16 protein-coding genes and 2 pseudogenes are annotated in these 17,247 nt (G+C 60.2%); 6 read left to right on the forward strand and 12 right to left on the reverse strand.

The features are described from left to right. Nucleotides 1–36: 36 nt before the first annotated feature. A complete protein-coding gene (locus AC1RAC_RS07830) occupies nucleotides 37–1,239 on the forward strand; it encodes a glycosyltransferase family 4 protein (RefSeq protein ID WP_034128746.1) in 1,203 nt (400 codons plus the stop codon). Here the strand turns inward: AC1RAC_RS07830 and AC1RAC_RS07835 are convergent. The 7 genes from AC1RAC_RS07835 to rplU form a co-directional block, all read right to left on the reverse strand. After that, complete coding sequence (locus AC1RAC_RS07835; RefSeq protein WP_034128747.1) at nucleotides 1,208–2,311, reverse strand: NADH:flavin oxidoreductase; 1,104 nt, start codon at nucleotides 2,309–2,311, stop codon at nucleotides 1,208–1,210. The genes AC1RAC_RS07830 and AC1RAC_RS07835 overlap by 32 nt on opposite strands. A gap of 193 nt (nucleotides 2,312–2,504) precedes the next feature. After that, on the reverse strand, nucleotides 2,505–2,987 hold the full coding sequence (locus tag AC1RAC_RS07840) for a glutathione peroxidase (protein ID WP_054896977.1): 483 nt from the start codon (nucleotides 2,985–2,987) through the stop codon (nucleotides 2,505–2,507). A gap of 102 nt (nucleotides 2,988–3,089) precedes the next feature. After that, nucleotides 3,090–3,554: a CreA family protein gene (locus AC1RAC_RS07845; protein ID WP_003194082.1), complete on the reverse strand. Its 465-nt coding sequence runs from the start codon at nucleotides 3,552–3,554 to the stop codon at nucleotides 3,090–3,092. A gap of 16 nt (nucleotides 3,555–3,570) precedes the next feature. Then, nucleotides 3,571–4,689, reverse strand: a complete 1,119-nt coding sequence (proB, locus tag AC1RAC_RS07850; protein WP_019817476.1) for a glutamate 5-kinase — start codon at nucleotides 4,687–4,689, stop codon at nucleotides 3,571–3,573. 109 nt (nucleotides 4,690–4,798) lie between these two features. Further along, nucleotides 4,799–6,022, reverse strand: a complete 1,224-nt coding sequence (gene cgtA / locus AC1RAC_RS07855; RefSeq protein ID WP_003194084.1) for an Obg family GTPase CgtA — start codon at nucleotides 6,020–6,022, stop codon at nucleotides 4,799–4,801. A gap of 192 nt (nucleotides 6,023–6,214) precedes the next feature. After that, nucleotides 6,215–6,472: a 50S ribosomal protein L27 gene (rpmA, locus tag AC1RAC_RS07860; protein WP_003176049.1), complete on the reverse strand. Its 258-nt coding sequence runs from the start codon at nucleotides 6,470–6,472 to the stop codon at nucleotides 6,215–6,217. 34 nt (nucleotides 6,473–6,506) lie between these two features. Further along, a complete protein-coding gene (rplU, locus tag AC1RAC_RS07865; RefSeq protein ID WP_007950961.1) occupies nucleotides 6,507–6,821 on the reverse strand; it encodes a 50S ribosomal protein L21 in 315 nt (104 codons plus the stop codon). A 239-nt stretch (nucleotides 6,822–7,060) separates the two neighbouring features. Between rplU and AC1RAC_RS07870 the strand changes: the two genes are divergently transcribed. The 3 genes from AC1RAC_RS07870 to AC1RAC_RS07880 all read left to right on the forward strand — a co-directional run bounded on the left by AC1RAC_RS07870 (nucleotide 7,061) and on the right by AC1RAC_RS07880 (nucleotide 8,959). Then, nucleotides 7,061–8,029: a polyprenyl synthetase family protein gene (locus AC1RAC_RS07870; RefSeq protein ID WP_003194086.1), complete on the forward strand. Its 969-nt coding sequence runs from the start codon at nucleotides 7,061–7,063 to the stop codon at nucleotides 8,027–8,029. A gap of 170 nt (nucleotides 8,030–8,199) precedes the next feature. Continuing rightward, nucleotides 8,200–8,541, forward strand: coding sequence for a zinc ribbon domain-containing protein YjdM (locus AC1RAC_RS07875; protein WP_034128750.1), 342 nt, complete (start codon nucleotides 8,200–8,202; stop codon nucleotides 8,539–8,541). Between the two features lie 160 nt (nucleotides 8,542–8,701). After that, nucleotides 8,702–8,959 carry a PA4570 family protein gene (locus tag AC1RAC_RS07880; RefSeq protein WP_005791321.1) on the forward strand — a complete coding sequence of 86 codons (258 nt, stop codon included), beginning with the start codon at nucleotides 8,702–8,704 and terminating at the stop codon, nucleotides 8,957–8,959. 60 nt (nucleotides 8,960–9,019) lie between these two features. Here the strand turns inward: AC1RAC_RS07880 and bamJ are convergent, their stop codons facing one another. Beyond that, the gene (bamJ, locus tag AC1RAC_RS07885; RefSeq protein WP_492616473.1) at nucleotides 9,020–9,637 is read right to left on the reverse strand and encodes a BamJ family beta-barrel-assembly machinery protein; all 618 of its coding nucleotides are present in this window, start codon (nucleotides 9,635–9,637) and stop codon (nucleotides 9,020–9,022) included. A 255-nt stretch (nucleotides 9,638–9,892) separates the two neighbouring features. Here bamJ and AC1RAC_RS07890 point away from each other — a divergent pair. Together AC1RAC_RS07890 and AC1RAC_RS07895 are read left to right on the forward strand one after the other, a co-directional pair. Beyond that, nucleotides 9,893–10,957: pseudogene (locus AC1RAC_RS07890) on the forward strand (methyl-accepting chemotaxis protein); the annotation flags it as partial. Between the two features lie 258 nt (nucleotides 10,958–11,215). Beyond that, nucleotides 11,216–11,812, forward strand: a pseudogene (locus AC1RAC_RS07895) (methyl-accepting chemotaxis protein); the annotation flags it as partial. Between the two features lie 75 nt (nucleotides 11,813–11,887). Here AC1RAC_RS07895 and AC1RAC_RS07900 read toward each other — a convergent pair. From AC1RAC_RS07900 to AC1RAC_RS07915, 4 genes are all read right to left on the reverse strand, one after another. Further along, the gene (locus AC1RAC_RS07900) at nucleotides 11,888–12,256 is read right to left on the reverse strand and encodes a glyoxalase superfamily protein (protein WP_054896979.1); all 369 of its coding nucleotides are present in this window, start codon (nucleotides 12,254–12,256) and stop codon (nucleotides 11,888–11,890) included. 76 nt (nucleotides 12,257–12,332) lie between these two features. Further along, nucleotides 12,333–14,780: a dermonecrotic toxin domain-containing protein gene (locus AC1RAC_RS07905; RefSeq protein ID WP_492616474.1), complete on the reverse strand. Its 2,448-nt coding sequence runs from the start codon at nucleotides 14,778–14,780 to the stop codon at nucleotides 12,333–12,335. A gap of 113 nt (nucleotides 14,781–14,893) precedes the next feature. Next, a complete protein-coding gene (locus AC1RAC_RS07910) occupies nucleotides 14,894–16,372 on the reverse strand; it encodes an N-acyl-D-amino-acid deacylase family protein (protein ID WP_054921533.1) in 1,479 nt (492 codons plus the stop codon). A gap of 1 nt (nucleotide 16,373) precedes the next feature. Continuing rightward, nucleotides 16,374–17,234 (reverse strand): MurR/RpiR family transcriptional regulator, encoded by an 861-nt coding sequence (locus tag AC1RAC_RS07915; protein ID WP_186527653.1) that lies wholly within the window; start codon nucleotides 17,232–17,234, stop codon nucleotides 16,374–16,376. Between the last annotated feature and the right edge of the window lie 13 nt (nucleotides 17,235–17,247).

Genomic DNA, 17,247 nt, shown 5'->3' on the forward strand with positions numbered 1-17,247 from the left:
ACAATGACGACATGGCCCACGCAGACACTGTGGGTCATGACGACAGCCTCGCTTCACATCACCCTCATTACCGAAACCTTCCCGCCGGAAATCAACGGGGTGGCCAATACCCTTGGCCGCCTGTGCGAGGGTTTGCGTTCACGCGGCCATCAGGTCGAGCTGGTACGCCCACGCCAGAGTGCCGACCAAAACCGCTCCAGCGACGATGAACTGCTGCTGTGCCGCGGCTGGCCGCTGCCGGGCTATCCAGGCTTGCAATGGGGCCAATCGTCAATGCGCAAGTTGCTGCGCCGCTGGACGCGGCAACGCCCGGATGTGCTGTATATCGCCACGGAAGGGCCGCTGGGGCTCTCGGCGCTGCGCGCTGCGCGGCGCCTGGGGATCGGCGTAGTCAGCGGCTTTCATACCAACTTTCAGCAGTATTCGAACCAGTATGGCTTGAGCCTGTTGAGCCGCGTGGTCACCCATTACCTGCGCTGGTTTCATAACCGCTCGAGCCTGACCCTGGTACCGAGCGCCAGCCAGCGCCTGGAGCTGGAGCGCCGGCATTTTGAGCGTCTGGATATGTTATCCCGGGGTGTCGACAGCCAATTGTTCCACCCGGCCAAACGCGATAACGCCATGCGTGAAAATTGGGGGTTGGAGAACCACGATATTGCCGTGCTGCATGTGGGACGCCTGGCCCAAGAGAAGAACCTGAGGCTGCTCAAGCGCTGCTTTGATGCCTTGCAGGCTGCCTATCCAATGCGGCGGATGAAGCTGATTGTGGTCGGTGATGGCCCCCAGCGCTCGTCGATGGAACACGATTTGCCCGATGCAGTGTTCTGCGGAACGCAGCGCGGCGAAGAGCTGGCAAGGCATTACGCCTCAGGGGATTTGTTCCTGTTCCCCAGCCTGACCGAAACCTTCGGCAATGTGGTGCTTGAAGCGATGGCGTCTGGCCTGGGCGTGGTGGCTTACGACCAGGCCGCCGCGAGCCAGCATCTGCGCCATGGCTATAGCGGCGCACTGTCGATGCCTGGGGATGAAGACGCATTTTGCGACGCGGCCATCTGGCTGCTGGAGGAGCGCGAAACGTTGCGCAGAGTGCGCTTGAATGCCCGACAACATGCCAGCCGTCAGGGCTGGCCGGCGATTATCGAGCAGTTCGAGCGCCAGTTGCGCGGGGTATGCGAGGACGGCCAACCGGTGCCCGCCCTCTTACCGCTCACACCAGAGTCATCAACGCCTCACGACTGAAGGGCAAGATGTCACTCTCGCGCCCTTCGCGCACCTTCACCGCCCAATCCGGGTCCACCAGCAAGGCACGGCCCACTGCCACGAGGTCGAACTCATCGTTGTTCAGGCGCTCCAGCAGTTTCTCCAGGCTGGCAGGCTGGGCAACTTTGTCGGTGTTGACCATGAACTGCAGGAACTCGCCATCCAGGCCCACGCTGCCTACCGTGATGGTTGGCTTACCGGTTAGCTGACGCGTCCAACCGGCGAGGTTAAGGTCGGAGCCTTCAAATTCCGGCTCCCAGAAACGACGGGTGGAGCAGTGGAAAATATCCACGCCAGCGTCAGACAGTGGCTTGAGAAACTCACCCAACGCCTCAGGGGTTTGCACCAGGCGCGCGGTGTAGTCCTGCTGCTTCCACTGGGAGAAACGCAAGATGATCGGAAAGTCCGGGCCGACAGCGGCGCGGGTGGCCTGGATCAGCTCAATGGCGAAGCGCGAACGGTTGGCCAGGCTGCCACCGTATTCGTCGGTGCGCTGGTTGCTGCCTTCCCAGAAGAACTGGTCCACGAGGTAGCCGTGGGCACCGTGGATTTCCACGCCGTCCATGCCGATGGCCTGGGCATCCTTGGCGGCCTGGGCGAAGGCGTTGATCACGTCCTTGATGTCCTGTTTGGTCATGCCGTGCACAACGACATTGCCGTCCTTGAGCTTTTCCATCGGGCCATAAGCCGGCACGCTGGCATCAGGCTCAGTGCCCATACGGCGCACACTGCCCACATGCCACAGCTGCGGAACAATCTTGCCGCCTTCGGCGTGGACTGCATCGACCACTTTCTTCCAGCCAGCCAAGGCGGCTTCACCGTAGAAATGCGGCACGTTGGGGTAGCCATTGGAGGCTGGGTGCCCGACCACGGTGCCTTCAGTGATGATCAAGCCCACACCGGCAGCGGCACGGCGGCGGTAGTACTCAATGACTTTGGAATTGGGTACGCCGCCAGGGGAGAACGAGCGGGTCATGGGCGCCATGACCACGCGGGTCGACAGTTGCAATGCACCGAGCTGGAAGGGTTTGAACAAGGCTTGGACGGGCATGGAACGCTCCACGGGAGAGTGAATTTATGATGCGGATAATATGGAGAGCCTGCAGCGCTGAGTAGCACTATTGATCTAAATGATTAAGGAGTAAAAGCGGGACGCGGAGCGCCCAGGGTGGCATTCCCACGCAGAGCGTGGGAACGATCAACGATCAACGCAGAGCGTAGGAACGATCAGGCCTTCACTGACGTCAGCTCAAGGCTTTTTCGATGGCCTGGATGATGGAGGGGTCTTCCGGGGGCGTGCGTGGTGAGAAGCGCGCAAGTACACGGCCATCCTTACCCAACAGGAATTTCTCGAAGTTCCAGGTGATATCCCCGGGGAATTCAGCGCCCTCGCCCGCCAGCAAACGGTACAACTGGTGCCGATCAGGCCCGTTGACCTCGATCTTGCTGCCCAGTGGAAAGGTCACGCCGTAGTTCAGGCTGCAGAACTGCTGAATCTGCTCCTCGGTGCCCGGCTCCTGGCCTGCAAACTGGTTGCATGGCAAGCCGAGCACTGTGAACCCTTGGTCCTTGTACTGCTGATAGAGGTTTTCCAACGCCGCGTATTGCGGGGTCAAACCACACTTGGACGCAACATTGACCACCAGCACAACTTGGCCCTTGAAAGGCGCCAGCGGTAGCGCTTGTCCGTCCAGGGCTTTGAGTTTCAGATCGTGGAAAGCACTCATGACGAACTCCAGATATCCCATGTTCTTTGCATTGCAGCCCTTCGGAGCTTACAACCGGCAAAGCTGCAATCATAGACGCCGGTGACAAAACTCGCCTGCAGGTTACTGAGCGGTCGGCCAGGGCAAAATCGGAATCGCCGTCACCGCATTCTGCGGGCTGCCTTCGATCAGGCGGTCGCTGTAGACCAGATACACCAAGGTGTTGCGCTTCTTGTCGAGGAAACGCACGACCTGCATGGTCTTGAACACCAGGGAGGTGCGCTCCTTGAACACTTCGTCGCCGTCCTTGAGCTCACCCTTGAAGTGGATAGGGCCCACCTGGCGGCAAGCGATCGAGGCTTCGGCACGGTCTTCGGCCAGGCCCAGGCCGCCCTTTACCCCGCCGGTCTTGGCACGGGACAAGTAGCAGGTCACGCCATCGACCTTGGGGTCGTCAAATGCTTCAACCACAATCCGATCGTTGGGGCCGACGAACTTGAACACCGTCGACACCTGGCCGACCTCTTCGGCCGAGGCCAGCAGCGGCATGGCCAGCAGCAGGCCGAGCAATCCCTTCATCACGCGCATCGTGTATTTCCTATGGTTAGACCAGGATCAGGTTGTCGCGGTGAACCAGTTCCGGTTCCGCCATATAGCCCAAGAGTCCGACAATGGCGTCGGAAGATTGTCCAATAATCTTCTGTGCTTCCAGGGCGCTGTAATTGGCCAGGCCGCGCGCTATCTCGCGACCGTCTGGCGCAACGCACACCACCATCTCGCCACGGCGGAAGCTGCCCTGCACCAACTTCACACCCACCGGCAGCAAGCTCTTGTTGCCTTGGGACAAGGCCGATACGGCCCCCGCATCCAGCACCAGCGTGCCACGGGTTTGCAGGTGCCCGGCCAACCATTGCTTGCGCGCCGCCAGCATGCCGCGTTCCGGCGACAGCAGCGTACCGATGCGCTCACCGGCCTTGAGGCGATCAAGCACGCGCTCCAGGCGCCCGCCGACGATGATGGTGTGGGCACCGGAACGCGCGGCCAGGCGAGCGGCGCGCAGTTTGGTCTGCATGCCGCCACGGCCCAGGGCACCACCGACACTGCCGGCGACCGCATCCAGCGCCGGGTCGTCGGCGCGGGCTTCATAGATAAGCTGGGCATCGGGGTTGTTGCGCGGGTCGGCGTCGAACATGCCATCGCGGTCGGTGAGGATCACCAACAGGTCAGCCTCTACCAGGTTGGCCACCAGGGCGGCCAGGGTGTCGTTGTCACCGAAGCGGATTTCGTCGGTGACCACAGTGTCGTTCTCGTTGATGACCGGGATGACCTTGAGCTCCACCAGCGCGCGCAAGGTGCTGCGGGCGTTGAGGTAACGCTTGCGGTCGGACAGGTCGTCGTGGGTCAGCAACACCTGCGCCGTGTGGCGGCCGTGCTCGGCAAAGCTGGACTCCCAGGCTTGCACCAGGCCCATCTGGCCGATGGCGGCAGCGGCTTGCAGTTCATGCATCGCGCTGGGTCGCGCGGTCCAGCCGAGGCGGCTCATCCCGGCGGCAACCGCTCCGGACGACACCAGCACCAACTCAACGCCTGCTTCATGCAAGGCCACCATCTGCTCGACCCAGACGCTCATGGCTGCGCGATCCAGACCTTTGCCATCCGCCGTCAACAGCGCACTGCCGATTTTCACGACCCAGCGCTGCGCACCTGTCACTTTGCTCCGCATCATCTTCAACCTTAGAGTGAGGGCCGCGCGACCCAGCGCTGCCCATAACGTTATACCCGGATACCAAAACGCCGCTCCAGAGAGCGGCGTTCAAGTTTATCGCAACGGATCAGTCACGCACGTAAATGATTTCCGGACCGTCTTCATCATCCACGTCTTCTTCGTCCCAATCATCGTCGCCGATGTCGTGGACCGACTTCACGCCGCTGCGGCGCAGAGCACGCTGGTCGTCCAGGGCCTGCAACTGGGCGCGGGCTTCGTCTTCGATCTGCTGGTCGAGTTCGGCGAGTTCGGCCTTGTACACCGGGTCGGCCGCCAGGCGGTCGGCACGGTCTTCCAGGTAACGCATGATGTCGCGGGTCAGGCGCTCGGTGCCTTCTTTGGCGATGGCCGAGATGACGTAGACCGGACCTTCCCACTCCAGGCGATCAACGATCTCCTTGACGCGCTCTTCGTGCTCTTCTTCAAGAATCTGGTCGCACTTGTTCAGTACCAACCAGCGATCGCGCTCGGCCAGGGCCGGGCTGAACTTGGTCAGCTCGCTGACGATGACTTCGGCGGCGTCTGCGGCGCTGGTGTCATCCAGCGGCGCCATGTCGACGAGGTGCAGCAGCAAACGGGTGCGGGACAAGTGCTTGAGGAAGCGAATACCCAGGCCCGCGCCGTCGGAAGCGCCTTCGATCAAGCCAGGAATGTCGGCGACTACGAAGCTTTTCCAGCGGTCGACGCTGACCACACCCAGGTTTGGCACCAGGGTGGTGAACGGGTAGTCGGCGACTTTCGGCTTGGCAGCCGACACCGAGCGAATGAAGGTACTTTTACCCGCGTTCGGCAGACCCAGCAGGCCCACGTCCGCCAGTACTTTCATTTCCAGCTTCAGGTCGCGCTGCTCGCCCGGCTTGCCCGGCGTGGTCTGGCGCGGTGCACGGTTGGTACTGGACTTGAATCGGGTGTTACCCAGACCGTGCCAACCGCCCTGCACAACCATCAGCTTCTGGCCGGCCTTGGTCAGGTCGCCAATCACTTCCTGAGTCGCAGAGTCGATGATCGTGGTGCCGACCGGTACGCGCAGTACCAGATCTTCACCTTTTTTACCGGTGCAGTCGGTGCTGCCGCCGTTGGAGCCACGCTCGGCATCGAAGTGCCGGGTGTAACGGTAGTCGACCAGGGTGTTGAGGTTTTCGTCGGCCATCATGTAGATGGAACCGCCGTCACCGCCGTCACCGCCGTTTGGACCACCGTTTTCGATGAATTTTTCGCGACGGAAACTCATGCAACCGTTACCGCCGTCGCCTGCTTTTACTCGGATGGAAACTTCATCAACGAACTTCATAACAAAACGCCTCTCGCCGCATGGACGAGCTTAAGAAACCAAGACATAAGACTCTTGCAAAAATGAGCGCAGCGACCTCAATCAGCGACCGCAAACCTGCGCCTGAGCTCATCACAAACAGCTTTGCAAGAGACTCACTCCACAAACGAAAAAGCCCCGTCGCAAGACAGGGCTTTTCCAGCGATCTCGCAATTAAGCTGCGACAACGCTCACGTAACGGCGGTTGAACGCGCCCTTTACTTCGAACTTGATCACGCCTTCGATTTTAGCGAAGAGGGTGTGATCTTTACCCATGCCAACACCGTAACCGGCGTGGAATTGGGTGCCGCGCTGACGCACGATGATGTTGCCCGGAATGATTTTCTGGCCGCCATACATCTTCACGCCAAGGCGTTTGGCTTCTGAGTCGCGACCGTTACGGGTACTACCACCAGCTTTTTTGTGTGCCATGAGTCAATTCTCCTAGTGAGGAATTAGGCTGAAATTAAGCCTGAATACCGGTGATTTTGATCTCGGTGTACCACTGGCGGTGGCCCATACGCTTCATGTGGTGCTTACGACGACGGAACTTGATGATGCGGACTTTATCGTGACGACCTTGGGAGATCACTTCAGCCACAACGGTAGCGCCAGCAACAACTGGAGCGCCGATGTTCACGTCATCGCCATTGGCGACCAACAGAACGCGATCAAAAGTAACGGATTCGCCAGTAGCGACTTCCAGTTTCTCGATCTTCAGGTATTCACCTGGGGCGACTTTGTATTGCTTGCCACCAGTAACAATTACTGCGTACGACATGGTATTTCTCCGATAATCCTGCTCACCCAGCGCTTTATAAGAAGAGGTATTGGCTGGCATGGCTGCATGGGATGGACGTCCCGAATGCAATTGCGTAAGGCAGGTGCTGCCCAGGAAGTTCAGGGTGCGCGATTGTACGCAAGCTATGGGAGGCTTGCAAGGGGCCGTCTATCGCGCCTTGACACCCGGGGGTCAGGGTCCTAGCATGCCGCGCAACCCTTCTGGAGCGACTGTCGCTGATGCAACCCCAAGCTTTCTACCGCGCGGTCGCGGACGATTTTAGCGCCGTCGACGGCATCATCAAGCAGCAGCTGACGTCTAAAGTGCCGCTGGTCTCCAAAATTGGCGACTACATTACGTCGGCGGGCGGCAAACGCCTGCGTCCTTTATTAGTGTTGCTGTGCGGCAAGGCCCTGGGCCGTCAAGGCGATGACCTGCGCCTGCTGGCCGCCACGATCGAATTCCTGCACACCGCCACCCTGCTGCATGACGACGTGGTCGACATGTCCGGCATGCGCCGTGGTCGCGAGACCGCAAACGCGATGTGGGGCAATGCGCCCAGCGTGTTGGTGGGCGACTTCCTGTATTCGCGCTCGTTCGAAATGATGGTGGAGCTGGGCTCGATGCCCGTGATGAAGATTCTTTCACAGGCCACACGCATCATCGCCGAAGGCGAAGTGTTGCAACTGTCCAAAGTCCGCGATGCCAGCACCACTGAAGAAACCTATATGGAAGTGATTCGCGGCAAAACCGCGATGCTCTTCGAAGCCTCTACCCACAGTGCAGCCGCGCTGTGTGGCGCCACCGCCGAACAGGCCGAGGCCCTGCGCACGTTCGGTGATCACCTGGGCGTGGCGTTCCAACTGGTGGATGACCTGCTCGACTACAAGGGCGACGCTGAAACCCTGGGCAAGAACGTCGGTGACGACCTGGCCGAGGGCAAGCCGACCTTGCCGCTGATCTACACCATGCGCGAAGGCACGCCGGAACAGGCTGCCCTGGTGCGCAAGGCGATCCAGAAAGGCGGGATCGAAGACCTGGAAGCCATCCGTGCCGCCGTAGAAGCCTCGGGCTCCCTGGAGTACACCGCGCAACTGGCGCGTGACTACGTGGCGCGGGCGATCACATGCCTGGAAGCGCTGCCGGCCAGTGAATACCGGGATGCCCTGGTTGAGCTGAGTGAGTTTGCGGTCGCCCGTACTCACTGATTCCGCGCTGTTTAATGTGGGAGCTGGGTTGCCTGCGATGACGGGAGTGAATTCACTGCCGCTATCGCAGGCAAGCCAGCTCCCACATTAGGTCGAGTCCAACCCCACCCGCGTTTAAAACCCTATATAATGTGCGACTTTTAGCCATCCCTGACTTTCTAGGAGCTTTAGTGAGCACGTTGCCACCCTGCCCAAAATGCAATTCCGAATACACCTACGAAGACGGCGCCCAACTGGTCTGCCCGGAATGCGCCCATGAGTGGTCCGCCAACGGCGAGGCCGAAGTGGTCGGCGATGAGACCGTGAAGAAAGACTCTGTGGGCAACGTCCTGCAGGATGGCGACACCATCACCGTGATCAAGGACCTCAAGGTCAAGGGCACTTCCCTGGTGGTCAAGGTCGGCACCAAGGTCAAGAACATCCGCCTGTGCGACGGCGACCACGATATCGACTGCAAGATCGACGGGATCGGCCCGATGAAACTCAAGTCCGAGTTCGTGCGCAAAGTCTGAACCTGCTGCATTCCATCCCGCGCCCGCCGCGGGATGGCGTTTCGCCCTCTGCGTTGATCGAACGCAATACCCACACAGAAAAACCCAGAAATTGCCAATAGACGCTTGCTATTCTACGAATAAGAATTATTCTCATTGAAACCCATCAAGGAGAACGACCATGACTTATTTGATAGATGCCTGGCTGGATCGCCCCCACCCTTACCTGCGAATCCTGCATCGGGAAACCGGTGAAGTCTGTGCGGTGCTTGAGGAAGAAGCGCTGAACGAGCTGCAGGACCAAGGCGATCTGGACGTGAATGGCCTGAGTTCCAGTGAGCCTGGTGTGCTGAAGGAAGTGGTGAGGAATCTGTTTCTGTTCTGCTATGCACGAGCGTTGCGCCCGGCGACCGACTTGAATGGCAAGTTCCATCCATGAAGAAACTGGCAAATACCTGTTGGGGCGAACGCGTTCGTCCCAACAGGTAACCAGCAGGCCTTACAGAACGTCGAGCAGCTCGACGTCGAATACCAGAACGCTGTGCGGCGGGATGCTGCCAACGCCTTGAGCGCCGTAAGCCAGTTCGCTCGGCACGTACAGGCGCCATTTGCTGCCGGCATTCATCAGTTGCAGGGCTTCGGTCCAGCCGGCGATCACGCCACCCACCGGGAATTCTGCAGGCTGGCCGCGCTCGTAGGAGCTGTCGAACACAGTGCCGTCGATCAGGGAGCCGTGGTAGTGAGTACGCACTTGGTCTTCACGGGTCGGCTTGGCGCCGGTACCGGCCGTCAGCACTTCAAATTGCAGGCCGGAAGCCAGGGTGGTGATGCCATCACGCTTGGCGTTTTCTGCCAGGAAAGCCAGGCCAGCGCCCGCTGCAGCTTCAGCCTTGGCAGCGGCTTCGGCTTGCATGATTTCGCGGATCACCTTGAAGCTGGCCGCCATTTGCTCTTGGTCAACACGGCTTGGCGAGCCTGCGAATGCGTCGGTCAGGCCGGCCAGGATCGCGTCCAGGCTGACGCCCGGTGGCGGGTTGTCGCGCAGTTGGTCGCCCAACTGACGGCCGATACCGTAGCTGACGCGGGTTTCGTCGGTGGACAGATTAACTTCGGACATGAAGAGGCTCCGCTGTAGGACGCCACGGTTTCCCGCGCCGCCCAGAACTAAAAGGGCCCGCAGACTAGCACACATGAGCGGGCCGTGATCAGCCCCACCCCGGCATCGCCGTTGCGCGCCGGCGACCCTTCGTCGACGGACAATAAAAGTATTTCAGAATCATCCTTTCCCGCCGATACAGCCCTACACATCTTGGCTGGCTCAAACAAAAACACACCGTCCAGCAGACAGACATCACTCTTCAAGGAGCTTTCGATGAACAGCTGGTTCGGTAACATCAGCGTCAATCTCAAACTCGGCCTGGGCTTCGGCCTGGTGCTGGTCCTCACCTCGATCCTGGCACTCACTGGCTGGACCAGCCTGGGCGGCTTGATCGACCGTAGCAATTGGATGAGCGACATCACCCAGCTCAATGCCTCGCTGACCAAGCTGCGTATCGTGCGCTTGCAATACATGCTGGCCAATGGCGACGAAGCTGTGGCGCAGAACGTGCAGACCAGCCTCGATGCCTTCGCCGCCCAGCAACAGAAGCTGCTCGACAGCTTCAAGAGCCCGGAAAACCTCAAGCTGCTCAATGAGCAGAAAGCCGTCATTACCGCTTACCGCCAGTCCCTGAACAAAATGCGCGAGGCCTACCGCAATGGCAACGCTGCGCGCGATGTCATGGGCGCCAAGGCCGACATTGCGAACGCGCAAATCAATGCGCTGGAAACCAGTGTGCAGCAGTCATCCGACAGCCCGGAACGCTTCACGCAGTTCCTGGCCGTGACCCAGGCCAAGAACGAATTCATGCAGGCTCGCTACGAAGTGCGCGGCTATACCAATAGCCCCAACGCAGAAACCGAAGCCCGCGCGGCTACACAGCTGGAAAAAGCTGTCGCCGGTTTGAAAGGCCTCAGCGTTGCCTTCGGTACTGGCCAGCAAAGCGCATTGTCCGCACTGGAAACCGCGCTAGGCGCCTACCGCAGCGCCGTGCAGAGCTACAAGGCGGCCAATGCCAATATCGTCACCGCCCGTGCCGAAATGACCACCCAGGGCGCCGACATCGTGACAATCAGCGACAAGCTGTACGACATCCAACTGGAACGTCGCGACGCCGAAAGCACCCAGGCCCGCAGCCTGCAACTGATCAGCACCTTGCTGGCCCTGTTGGTCGGCGTGATTGCCGCGTGGGTAATCACCCGCCAGATCACCCGCCCGATCCAGGACACCCTGGCCGTGGTGGAGCGCATCGCTTCGGGCGACCTGAGCCACAATATCCAGGTGACCCGTCGCGACGAACTGGGCGTGTTGCAGCAAGGCATCCAGCGCATGGGCACCACCCTGCGCGAGCTGATCAGCGGCATTCGCGACGGCGTCACTCAGATCGCCAGCGCCGCCGAAGAATTGTCAGCGGTGACCGAGCAGACCAGCGCCGGCGTGAACAGCCAGAAGATCGAGACCGATCAGGTCGCCACCGCCATGCATGAAATGACCGCCACCGTGCAGGAAGTTGCGCGCAATGCCGAACAGGCTTCCCAAGCCGCTTCCGACGCTGACGGCCAGGCCCGCGAAGGCGATAAAGTGGTGGCTGAAGCCATCGCACAGATCGAACGCCTGGCGGCCGAAGTGGCGCGCTCCACCGACGCCATGACGCACCTGCAACAAGAGAGCAACAAGATCGGCAGCGTGATGGACGTGATCAAGGCCGTGGCCGAACAGACCAACCTGCTGGCACTTAACGCCGCCATTGAAGCTGCGCGTGCCGGGGAAGCTGGTCGAGGCTTTGCCGTGGTCGCCGACGAAGTGCGTGGCCTGGCGCAGCGTACACAGAAGTCCACCGAGGAAATCGAAGGCCTGGTGGCCGGCTTACAGAACGGCACCCAACAAGTCGCCAGCGTGATGAACAACAGCCGCAGCCTCACCGACAGCAGCGTCGAACTGACGCGCAAGGCCGGGGTATCCTTGGAAAACATCACCCGCACCGTGTCGAATATCCAGTCGATGAACCAGCAGATTGCCGCAGCCGCCGAACAACAGAGCGCCGTGGCGGAAGAGATCAGCCGCAGTATCGTGAACGTGCGTGACGTGTCTGAGCAGACCGCTACGGCCAGTGATGAGACAGCCAAATCGAGTGTTGAACTGGCACGCCTGGGTAGCCAGTTGCAGCAGATGGTCAGTCATTTCCGGGTGTAGCCCCACAACTATTGTGGCGAGGGAGCTTGCTCCCTCGCCACAAGGGCCTTACCTGCGAACAGCCCAATGGGAGAATCAGCCCTCGCTCTCCTCAACAAACACCAACCGATTCCCAAACGGGTCTCTGATGCTCATCTCCCGCGTCCCCCACGGCGTGTCTTCAACCCCAGGCTTGGCATACCGGTATTCCTTGCCCAGCAATTGCTGCTGATACGCATCGACCCCTTGGGCCTGGACCCGCACAGCCGCCCCTGGCGAAGCATCGCCATGATGCTCGGATAAGTGCAGCACACACTCCCCCAGCGACACTTGCACGTACAACGGAAAATTCGCCTCGAAGCGATGCTGCCAATCGACCTTGAACCCCAGGAAATCGACGTAGAACTCCAACGCCTTGGCCTCGTCGAAAATCCGCAGGATGGGGGTGACTTTTCCTAAGTGCATTTAACTCTCCAAGTGCCGGTCGCTCGTTGCTGGCGAGCGACCACCCTAGCTCAGCAAGCGCTCAAAGTGAACACGCTCAATGATGGTGAATTTCCCTGATCCTTGCGCTCGACAGTTGATCATTGTCCACATGCACTTCATCGAACTCATAGGAACTTTCTTCAAACTGATTCAAGTGGCCCGACTTGCGCATCCGCTCGATGGTGCCAGGCGCCACACACTGGCGAGCCTCGACGAACTGCGGGTTTACCTCGATATTTTCGTTGAAAGAGACGACGGGAACACCGCGACTGTCGATTTCGTAAAGGTGGTACTTGCCGCCGAGTGCAGTATCACCAAAATGTATCGCCGCCGCCTTTGAGCGAGACGCCATCACGACATTGCCGTCCATCATTTTTGCAGGCCCGGAAAAGAAGTTTGAGTCCCGGAAACCATAATTTGCCGGATCACCGCGACGCTCTACGCGATCCGCCTTTTCGACGCGGTACAACTTGGGTATATCGGTACGTTCAATCATGCCTCGACTGTTGAAATACCCACCATCAGGCACCTGGACGCCGGCCTTGAACGGATTGACCTTGAGCACGTTGCTATCGTCGTACGGCTCGTAATCCCCGGAGGACGTGGCATCGGAAACCACCGAAGACGGCGACTCCTCATTCTCCGACAGTTCGTTTTCCGAGTTCTCGAGTTTGGGCTTCTTCGCCGTAGACGGGCCCTCCTCGACGATCTCATAACGGGGCTGCACTGAGGGACGCTTGGCCCCCCCTTGCAGGTAAATCTCCATGGATGGGTCCCACGCAGGATTCAACCCGTTTGCTGGTTTTTCGGGTAGCCGCGCAGGTTCGGTCGGACTCATCAGTACACCGATCTGCCCGTTCACGCGGCGATAGTTGAAAAACGGTTTTTGCGCCGTCGTCGGTTGAGCGCCGGACTCGACAGCGGGGTCGGCCGTGGAAGGGCCGGCCTTGCCGAGGGCGTGAAAAAAAGCCATCGTCGCGACGTCCATCACCGCCGAATGCAGCCCGTTCTTGCGCTCGGCCTGAGTGTCACCCTCCACGGCCTGGTCGATTTCCATTCCTACCTGTGCCGTATAAGAGACGGCGCCAAGCGCCAGACCAATAGGCCCGAGCAAGGCCATGGGGATGGAGAATATTGCGTTGCCGGCTTGCAACAGAGCCAGTGCGTCGTCCTTGCGCACTTCGGCGTTGGATTTCATTTCGGTGTCTGCATCATTGTCGATGCGTTGGCGTGTCTGGCTGGCCATGAAGGAAAACACGTCCCCGCCGATTGGATAATTCAAAGTATCGATAACACTGTCATTCGCTGCCTGGGTGCCTGCACCCAGCTTGGCCAGGGTGACGTCCACGCCGTTGGCACTCAGGGCGCCAAACACGCCCTGCTGACGATCACGCAGCGAGAAATGTTCCTCCAGCACCTTGGCTTTGGCGGGGTCCTTGCTTTGTTCGAGCACCCACTGGTCCACGGCGGCTCGGTCTTTGAAAGTCTGGATCGCGGGTTTTGCGCCGGGGACATAGAGGGTTTCGGTACCACTCTTGGAGATGAAGCGCAGGATGTCATTGGACTTATAACCATTGATATCGAAGCAAAACACCCTGGTGTCCGGACCCGGCGTCGTCTGCGCCTGTAACTGGGCCTTGGACATCGGCCCCTCGAGCGGTACACCTGACGCCGCCGCTTTCATCACCTCGGCATAAGCCTGCGGGCTCAGGCCCTGGCTGGAGTCTTGTTGGTTGAGGGCGCGCGCGGCACGGGCCTCCATCACAAACTGTTGCTTGGCCAGCATCCGCCACTCGTCGCCGTGCTGCATCCAAAAATCGTCCAGCCTGGTCATTACCTTTTTCTGCAGGTCCCCCTCACGCACCAGGTTCAACAGCTCGCTGGGCTTCATGCGCAGTTGGTTGCCGGCGTCGTAGGTGCCCTTTCCCGGCCCATCCAGGTACAGGCCATAGGCGGCGTCCAGATCACGCCAGGTCTCCACGGCGTTGGGCACGTCATCGTGAATTTTCGAGTAGAGGAATCCCGGCCCCGTCCGGTCGAAAATGAACTTGCCCAGCCGGCTGAAAAAATCCGGCACACTTTCGCTGTCCAGCAACGAAAACGGGCTGGTATTCGAAGACACGAAATGCGCCAGCGCCTGAGCCTTGCCGGCCGTGCCGTAGCGTTCCGCCGAGAAAAAATCACTGGCCACGGCATCGGTCAGCGTCATGGACGACTCGGGAACTCCGCGATGTTCCCACCCGGTCACGGCGCTGCCAGTGTGGGTACTGTTGGCAGGAGAAAACTGATGCAGGTATACCTTGTCGGGGTCGATCCATTGATTGGTCAGGTTCCAGACTTTTTCCTGGATCCAGCCTTTGATCGTGTCACGCGGAAAAGGGAACGCCGACATCGCATCGACGCCCTCATTCACCGCGGCGTCAGGCGACGTGACGGTAGATGAAATGACGGCGTTGCCGGCCCGGTTAGCGAGTTGGCTGGGGCTTACAGGCTGAGTGTTCATACAGGCTCTCCGTAATAAGACCTGCACATGCTAGAGAGCCGTCCTTTGCAATCAATTAGCTTTTTGTAAGCGCTGATTGGCCATATTCAGACACGCTATCGGGCCGAGCACTGTCAGATCGCATCCCGCGCACCAAGCTGAAAACCTCGGCGCAAATCACCGCTGCGCGCCAGAAAACGACCCGCACGCCGTGTGTTCGACTGCCCTTCGCTGTAGCTCAAGACGCCGTTTACCCACACACGCTCAATCCCTTCGGCCGCACGCTGAGGCGTCTTGAAATCCGCCATGTCACGCACCCGCGCAGGGTCGAAGAGCACCAGGTCAGCCCAGTGCCCCTCGCGAATTTCTCCTCTTTGGGCCAAGCCGAAACGCGCCGCCGACAGCCCGGTCATTTTGTGTATCGCCGTGTACAACGGGAACAATCCGACATCCCGGCTGAAATGCCCTAGCACCCGTGGGAAAGCGCCCCACAAGCGCGGATGAGGAAACGGATCTTCAGGCAACCCATCCGACCCCACCATCGACAATGGGTGCGCAAGAATGCGCCGTACATCCGCCTCATCCATGCCGTAGTACACCGCCCCCGCAGGTTGCAAACGGCGGGCGGCATCCATCAGCGAAACGCCCCACTCGGCGGCAATCTCCTGCAAATCACGCCCGCCCATTTGCGGGTGCGGTGTGGACCAAGTGATGGTGATGCGAAACGCGTCAGTCACCTGCTTGAGGTCCAAGGTCGAGGAGCTGGCGGCATAGGGGTAGCAATCACAACCCACCGGATGATCTTTTGCCGCTGCTTCCAGGGCCGCCAACAGCTGCGGGCTGCGCCCCCAGTTACCGGCACCGGCGCATTTAAGGTGGGAAATGATCACCGGCACCCTGGCGTGTCGACCGATCAGAAACGCCTCATCCATTGCTTCCAGCACTGGTTCGAACTCACTGCGCAAATGCGTGGTGTACACCGCGCCGTAGGCCGTCAGCTCCTCAACGAGCTGCAGCACTTCATCGGTCTTGGCGTTGAAGGCGCTGGCGTAGGCCAGGCCTGTGGATAACCCCAGGGCACCGGCCTCCAGGCTCTCTTGCAACTGCACGCGCATGGCCGCGATTTCATACGGTGTGGCGGTGCGATGCAGGTCGTCCATATGGTTGCTGCGCAGCGCCGTGTGACCGATCAATGCCGCGACGTTCACTGCCGGATGGGCGCCCTGCACCGCGTTGCGATAATCGCTGAACCGCGGATAACAGAACTGCTCACGGTTGCCCAATAAGTTCATCGGGTCCGGCGGGTCGCTGCGCAAACTGACCGGTGAAGCGCTGATGCCACAGTTGCCGACAATCACCGTGGTCACGCCCTGGCTGAGCTTGGGCAGCATCTGCGGCTGGCGAATCACTACCGTGTCGTCGTGGGTGTGCACGTCGATAAAACCCGGTGCCAATACCCGGCCATGGCCGTCGATGATCTGCTCCGCCTGGGCTGTGGACAAGTCGCCAATCGTACGGATGCGCCCTGCCTGCACGCCCACATCGGCGACATACCCTGGGGTGTTACTGCCATCGATGATCAGCGCCTGGCGAATCAGCGTGTCGTACTTCATATCAATCTCCAAGCGGCAGGCTACCAGGGCCGCCGCGGTAATCGTCCAGCGCCAGTTTGATCCGGCGCAGGCGTTCCTGGTTGTCGTCCGGCAGGGCCAGCGCCAACTCGGTGGCGAGCAGGTCGATAGCCAGCAGCATGCCGTAGCGGGCCGCAGTGGGCTTGTAGATAAAACTGGTTTCCGCCGATTGCAGCGGCAGCACGACATCCGCCAACTGCGCCAGCGGCGAATCGGCAAGGGTGATGGCAATGATCCGCGCGTCGTAGTTGCGCGCCAGCGTCACTACCTCCAGTAACTCCGGGGTCAGGCCCGTGAGTGAGCAGGCGATCACGGCATGTTCGGGCCCCAGGGTCGCCGCCGTGACACGCATCATCACAGGGTCGTGGCTGGCGGCAATCGGATAGCCCAGACGCACCAGGCGCACCTGCAACTCATCGCTGCACAGGCTCGACGGCCCGCCCATGCCGAACGCATGGATCATCCGGGCCTTACCCAATAGCTTGACCGCATCGCCAAAGCTGCGCTGATTGAAACCCGAAAGGTGCTGACGCAACGTCGCCTCGATATCCCCCAGAATCTGCCGATGAAACGCTGACTGTTCTGGCTTGCCCGCCGGGTCCAGGAAGCGGCTGCCCACGCCGTTGGCCTGGGCCAACTGCAGGCGCAAATCGCGCAAGTCACGGCAGCCCACGCTGCGGGCGAAGCGTGACAAGGTGGCGGTACTCACCTCAGCCCGTTGCGACAGTTCCTCCAGGCTGGCGGACGCGGCAAAGCCCACATCCTCAAGCATCAGCTTGGCAATACGCCCTTCGCCGGCACTGAAAGTGTCCTGGCGGGCGCGGATCTGATAGAGGATGTCCATGGGGGCTCCGGGT

The sequence above is a fragment of the Pseudomonas sp. GW823-FHT02F05 genome, assembly GCF_058797315.1.

Bases quoted from the DNA above. Each gene is read 5' to 3' on its own strand.
- AC1RAC_RS07830 (WP_034128746.1), top strand. From the start codon at position 37: ATGACGACAGCCTCGCTTCACATCACCCTCATTACCGAAACCTTCCCG.
- AC1RAC_RS07835 (WP_034128747.1), bottom strand. From the start codon at position 2,311: ATGCCCGTCCAAGCCTTGTTCAAACCCTTCCAGCTCGGTGCATTGCAA.
- AC1RAC_RS07840 (WP_054896977.1), bottom strand. From the start codon at position 2,987: ATGAGTGCTTTCCACGATCTGAAACTCAAAGCCCTGGACGGACAAGCG.
- AC1RAC_RS07845 (WP_003194082.1), bottom strand. From the start codon at position 3,554: ATGCGCGTGATGAAGGGATTGCTCGGCCTGCTGCTGGCCATGCCGCTG.
- proB (WP_019817476.1), bottom strand. From the start codon at position 4,689: ATGCGGAGCAAAGTGACAGGTGCGCAGCGCTGGGTCGTGAAAATCGGC.
- cgtA (WP_003194084.1), bottom strand. From the start codon at position 6,022: ATGAAGTTCGTTGATGAAGTTTCCATCCGAGTAAAAGCAGGCGACGGC.
- rpmA (WP_003176049.1), bottom strand. From the start codon at position 6,472: ATGGCACACAAAAAAGCTGGTGGTAGTACCCGTAACGGTCGCGACTCA.
- rplU (WP_007950961.1), bottom strand. From the start codon at position 6,821: ATGTCGTACGCAGTAATTGTTACTGGTGGCAAGCAATACAAAGTCGCC.
- AC1RAC_RS07870 (WP_003194086.1), top strand. From the start codon at position 7,061: ATGCAACCCCAAGCTTTCTACCGCGCGGTCGCGGACGATTTTAGCGCC.
- AC1RAC_RS07880 (WP_005791321.1), top strand. From the start codon at position 8,702: ATGACTTATTTGATAGATGCCTGGCTGGATCGCCCCCACCCTTACCTG.
- bamJ (WP_492616473.1), bottom strand. From the start codon at position 9,637: ATGTCCGAAGTTAATCTGTCCACCGACGAAACCCGCGTCAGCTACGGT.
- AC1RAC_RS07900 (WP_054896979.1), bottom strand. From the start codon at position 12,256: ATGCACTTAGGAAAAGTCACCCCCATCCTGCGGATTTTCGACGAGGCC.
- AC1RAC_RS07905 (WP_492616474.1), bottom strand. From the start codon at position 14,780: ATGAACACTCAGCCTGTAAGCCCCAGCCAACTCGCTAACCGGGCCGGC.
- AC1RAC_RS07910 (WP_054921533.1), bottom strand. From the start codon at position 16,372: ATGAAGTACGACACGCTGATTCGCCAGGCGCTGATCATCGATGGCAGT.
- AC1RAC_RS07915 (WP_186527653.1), bottom strand. From the start codon at position 17,234: ATGGACATCCTCTATCAGATCCGCGCCCGCCAGGACACTTTCAGTGCC.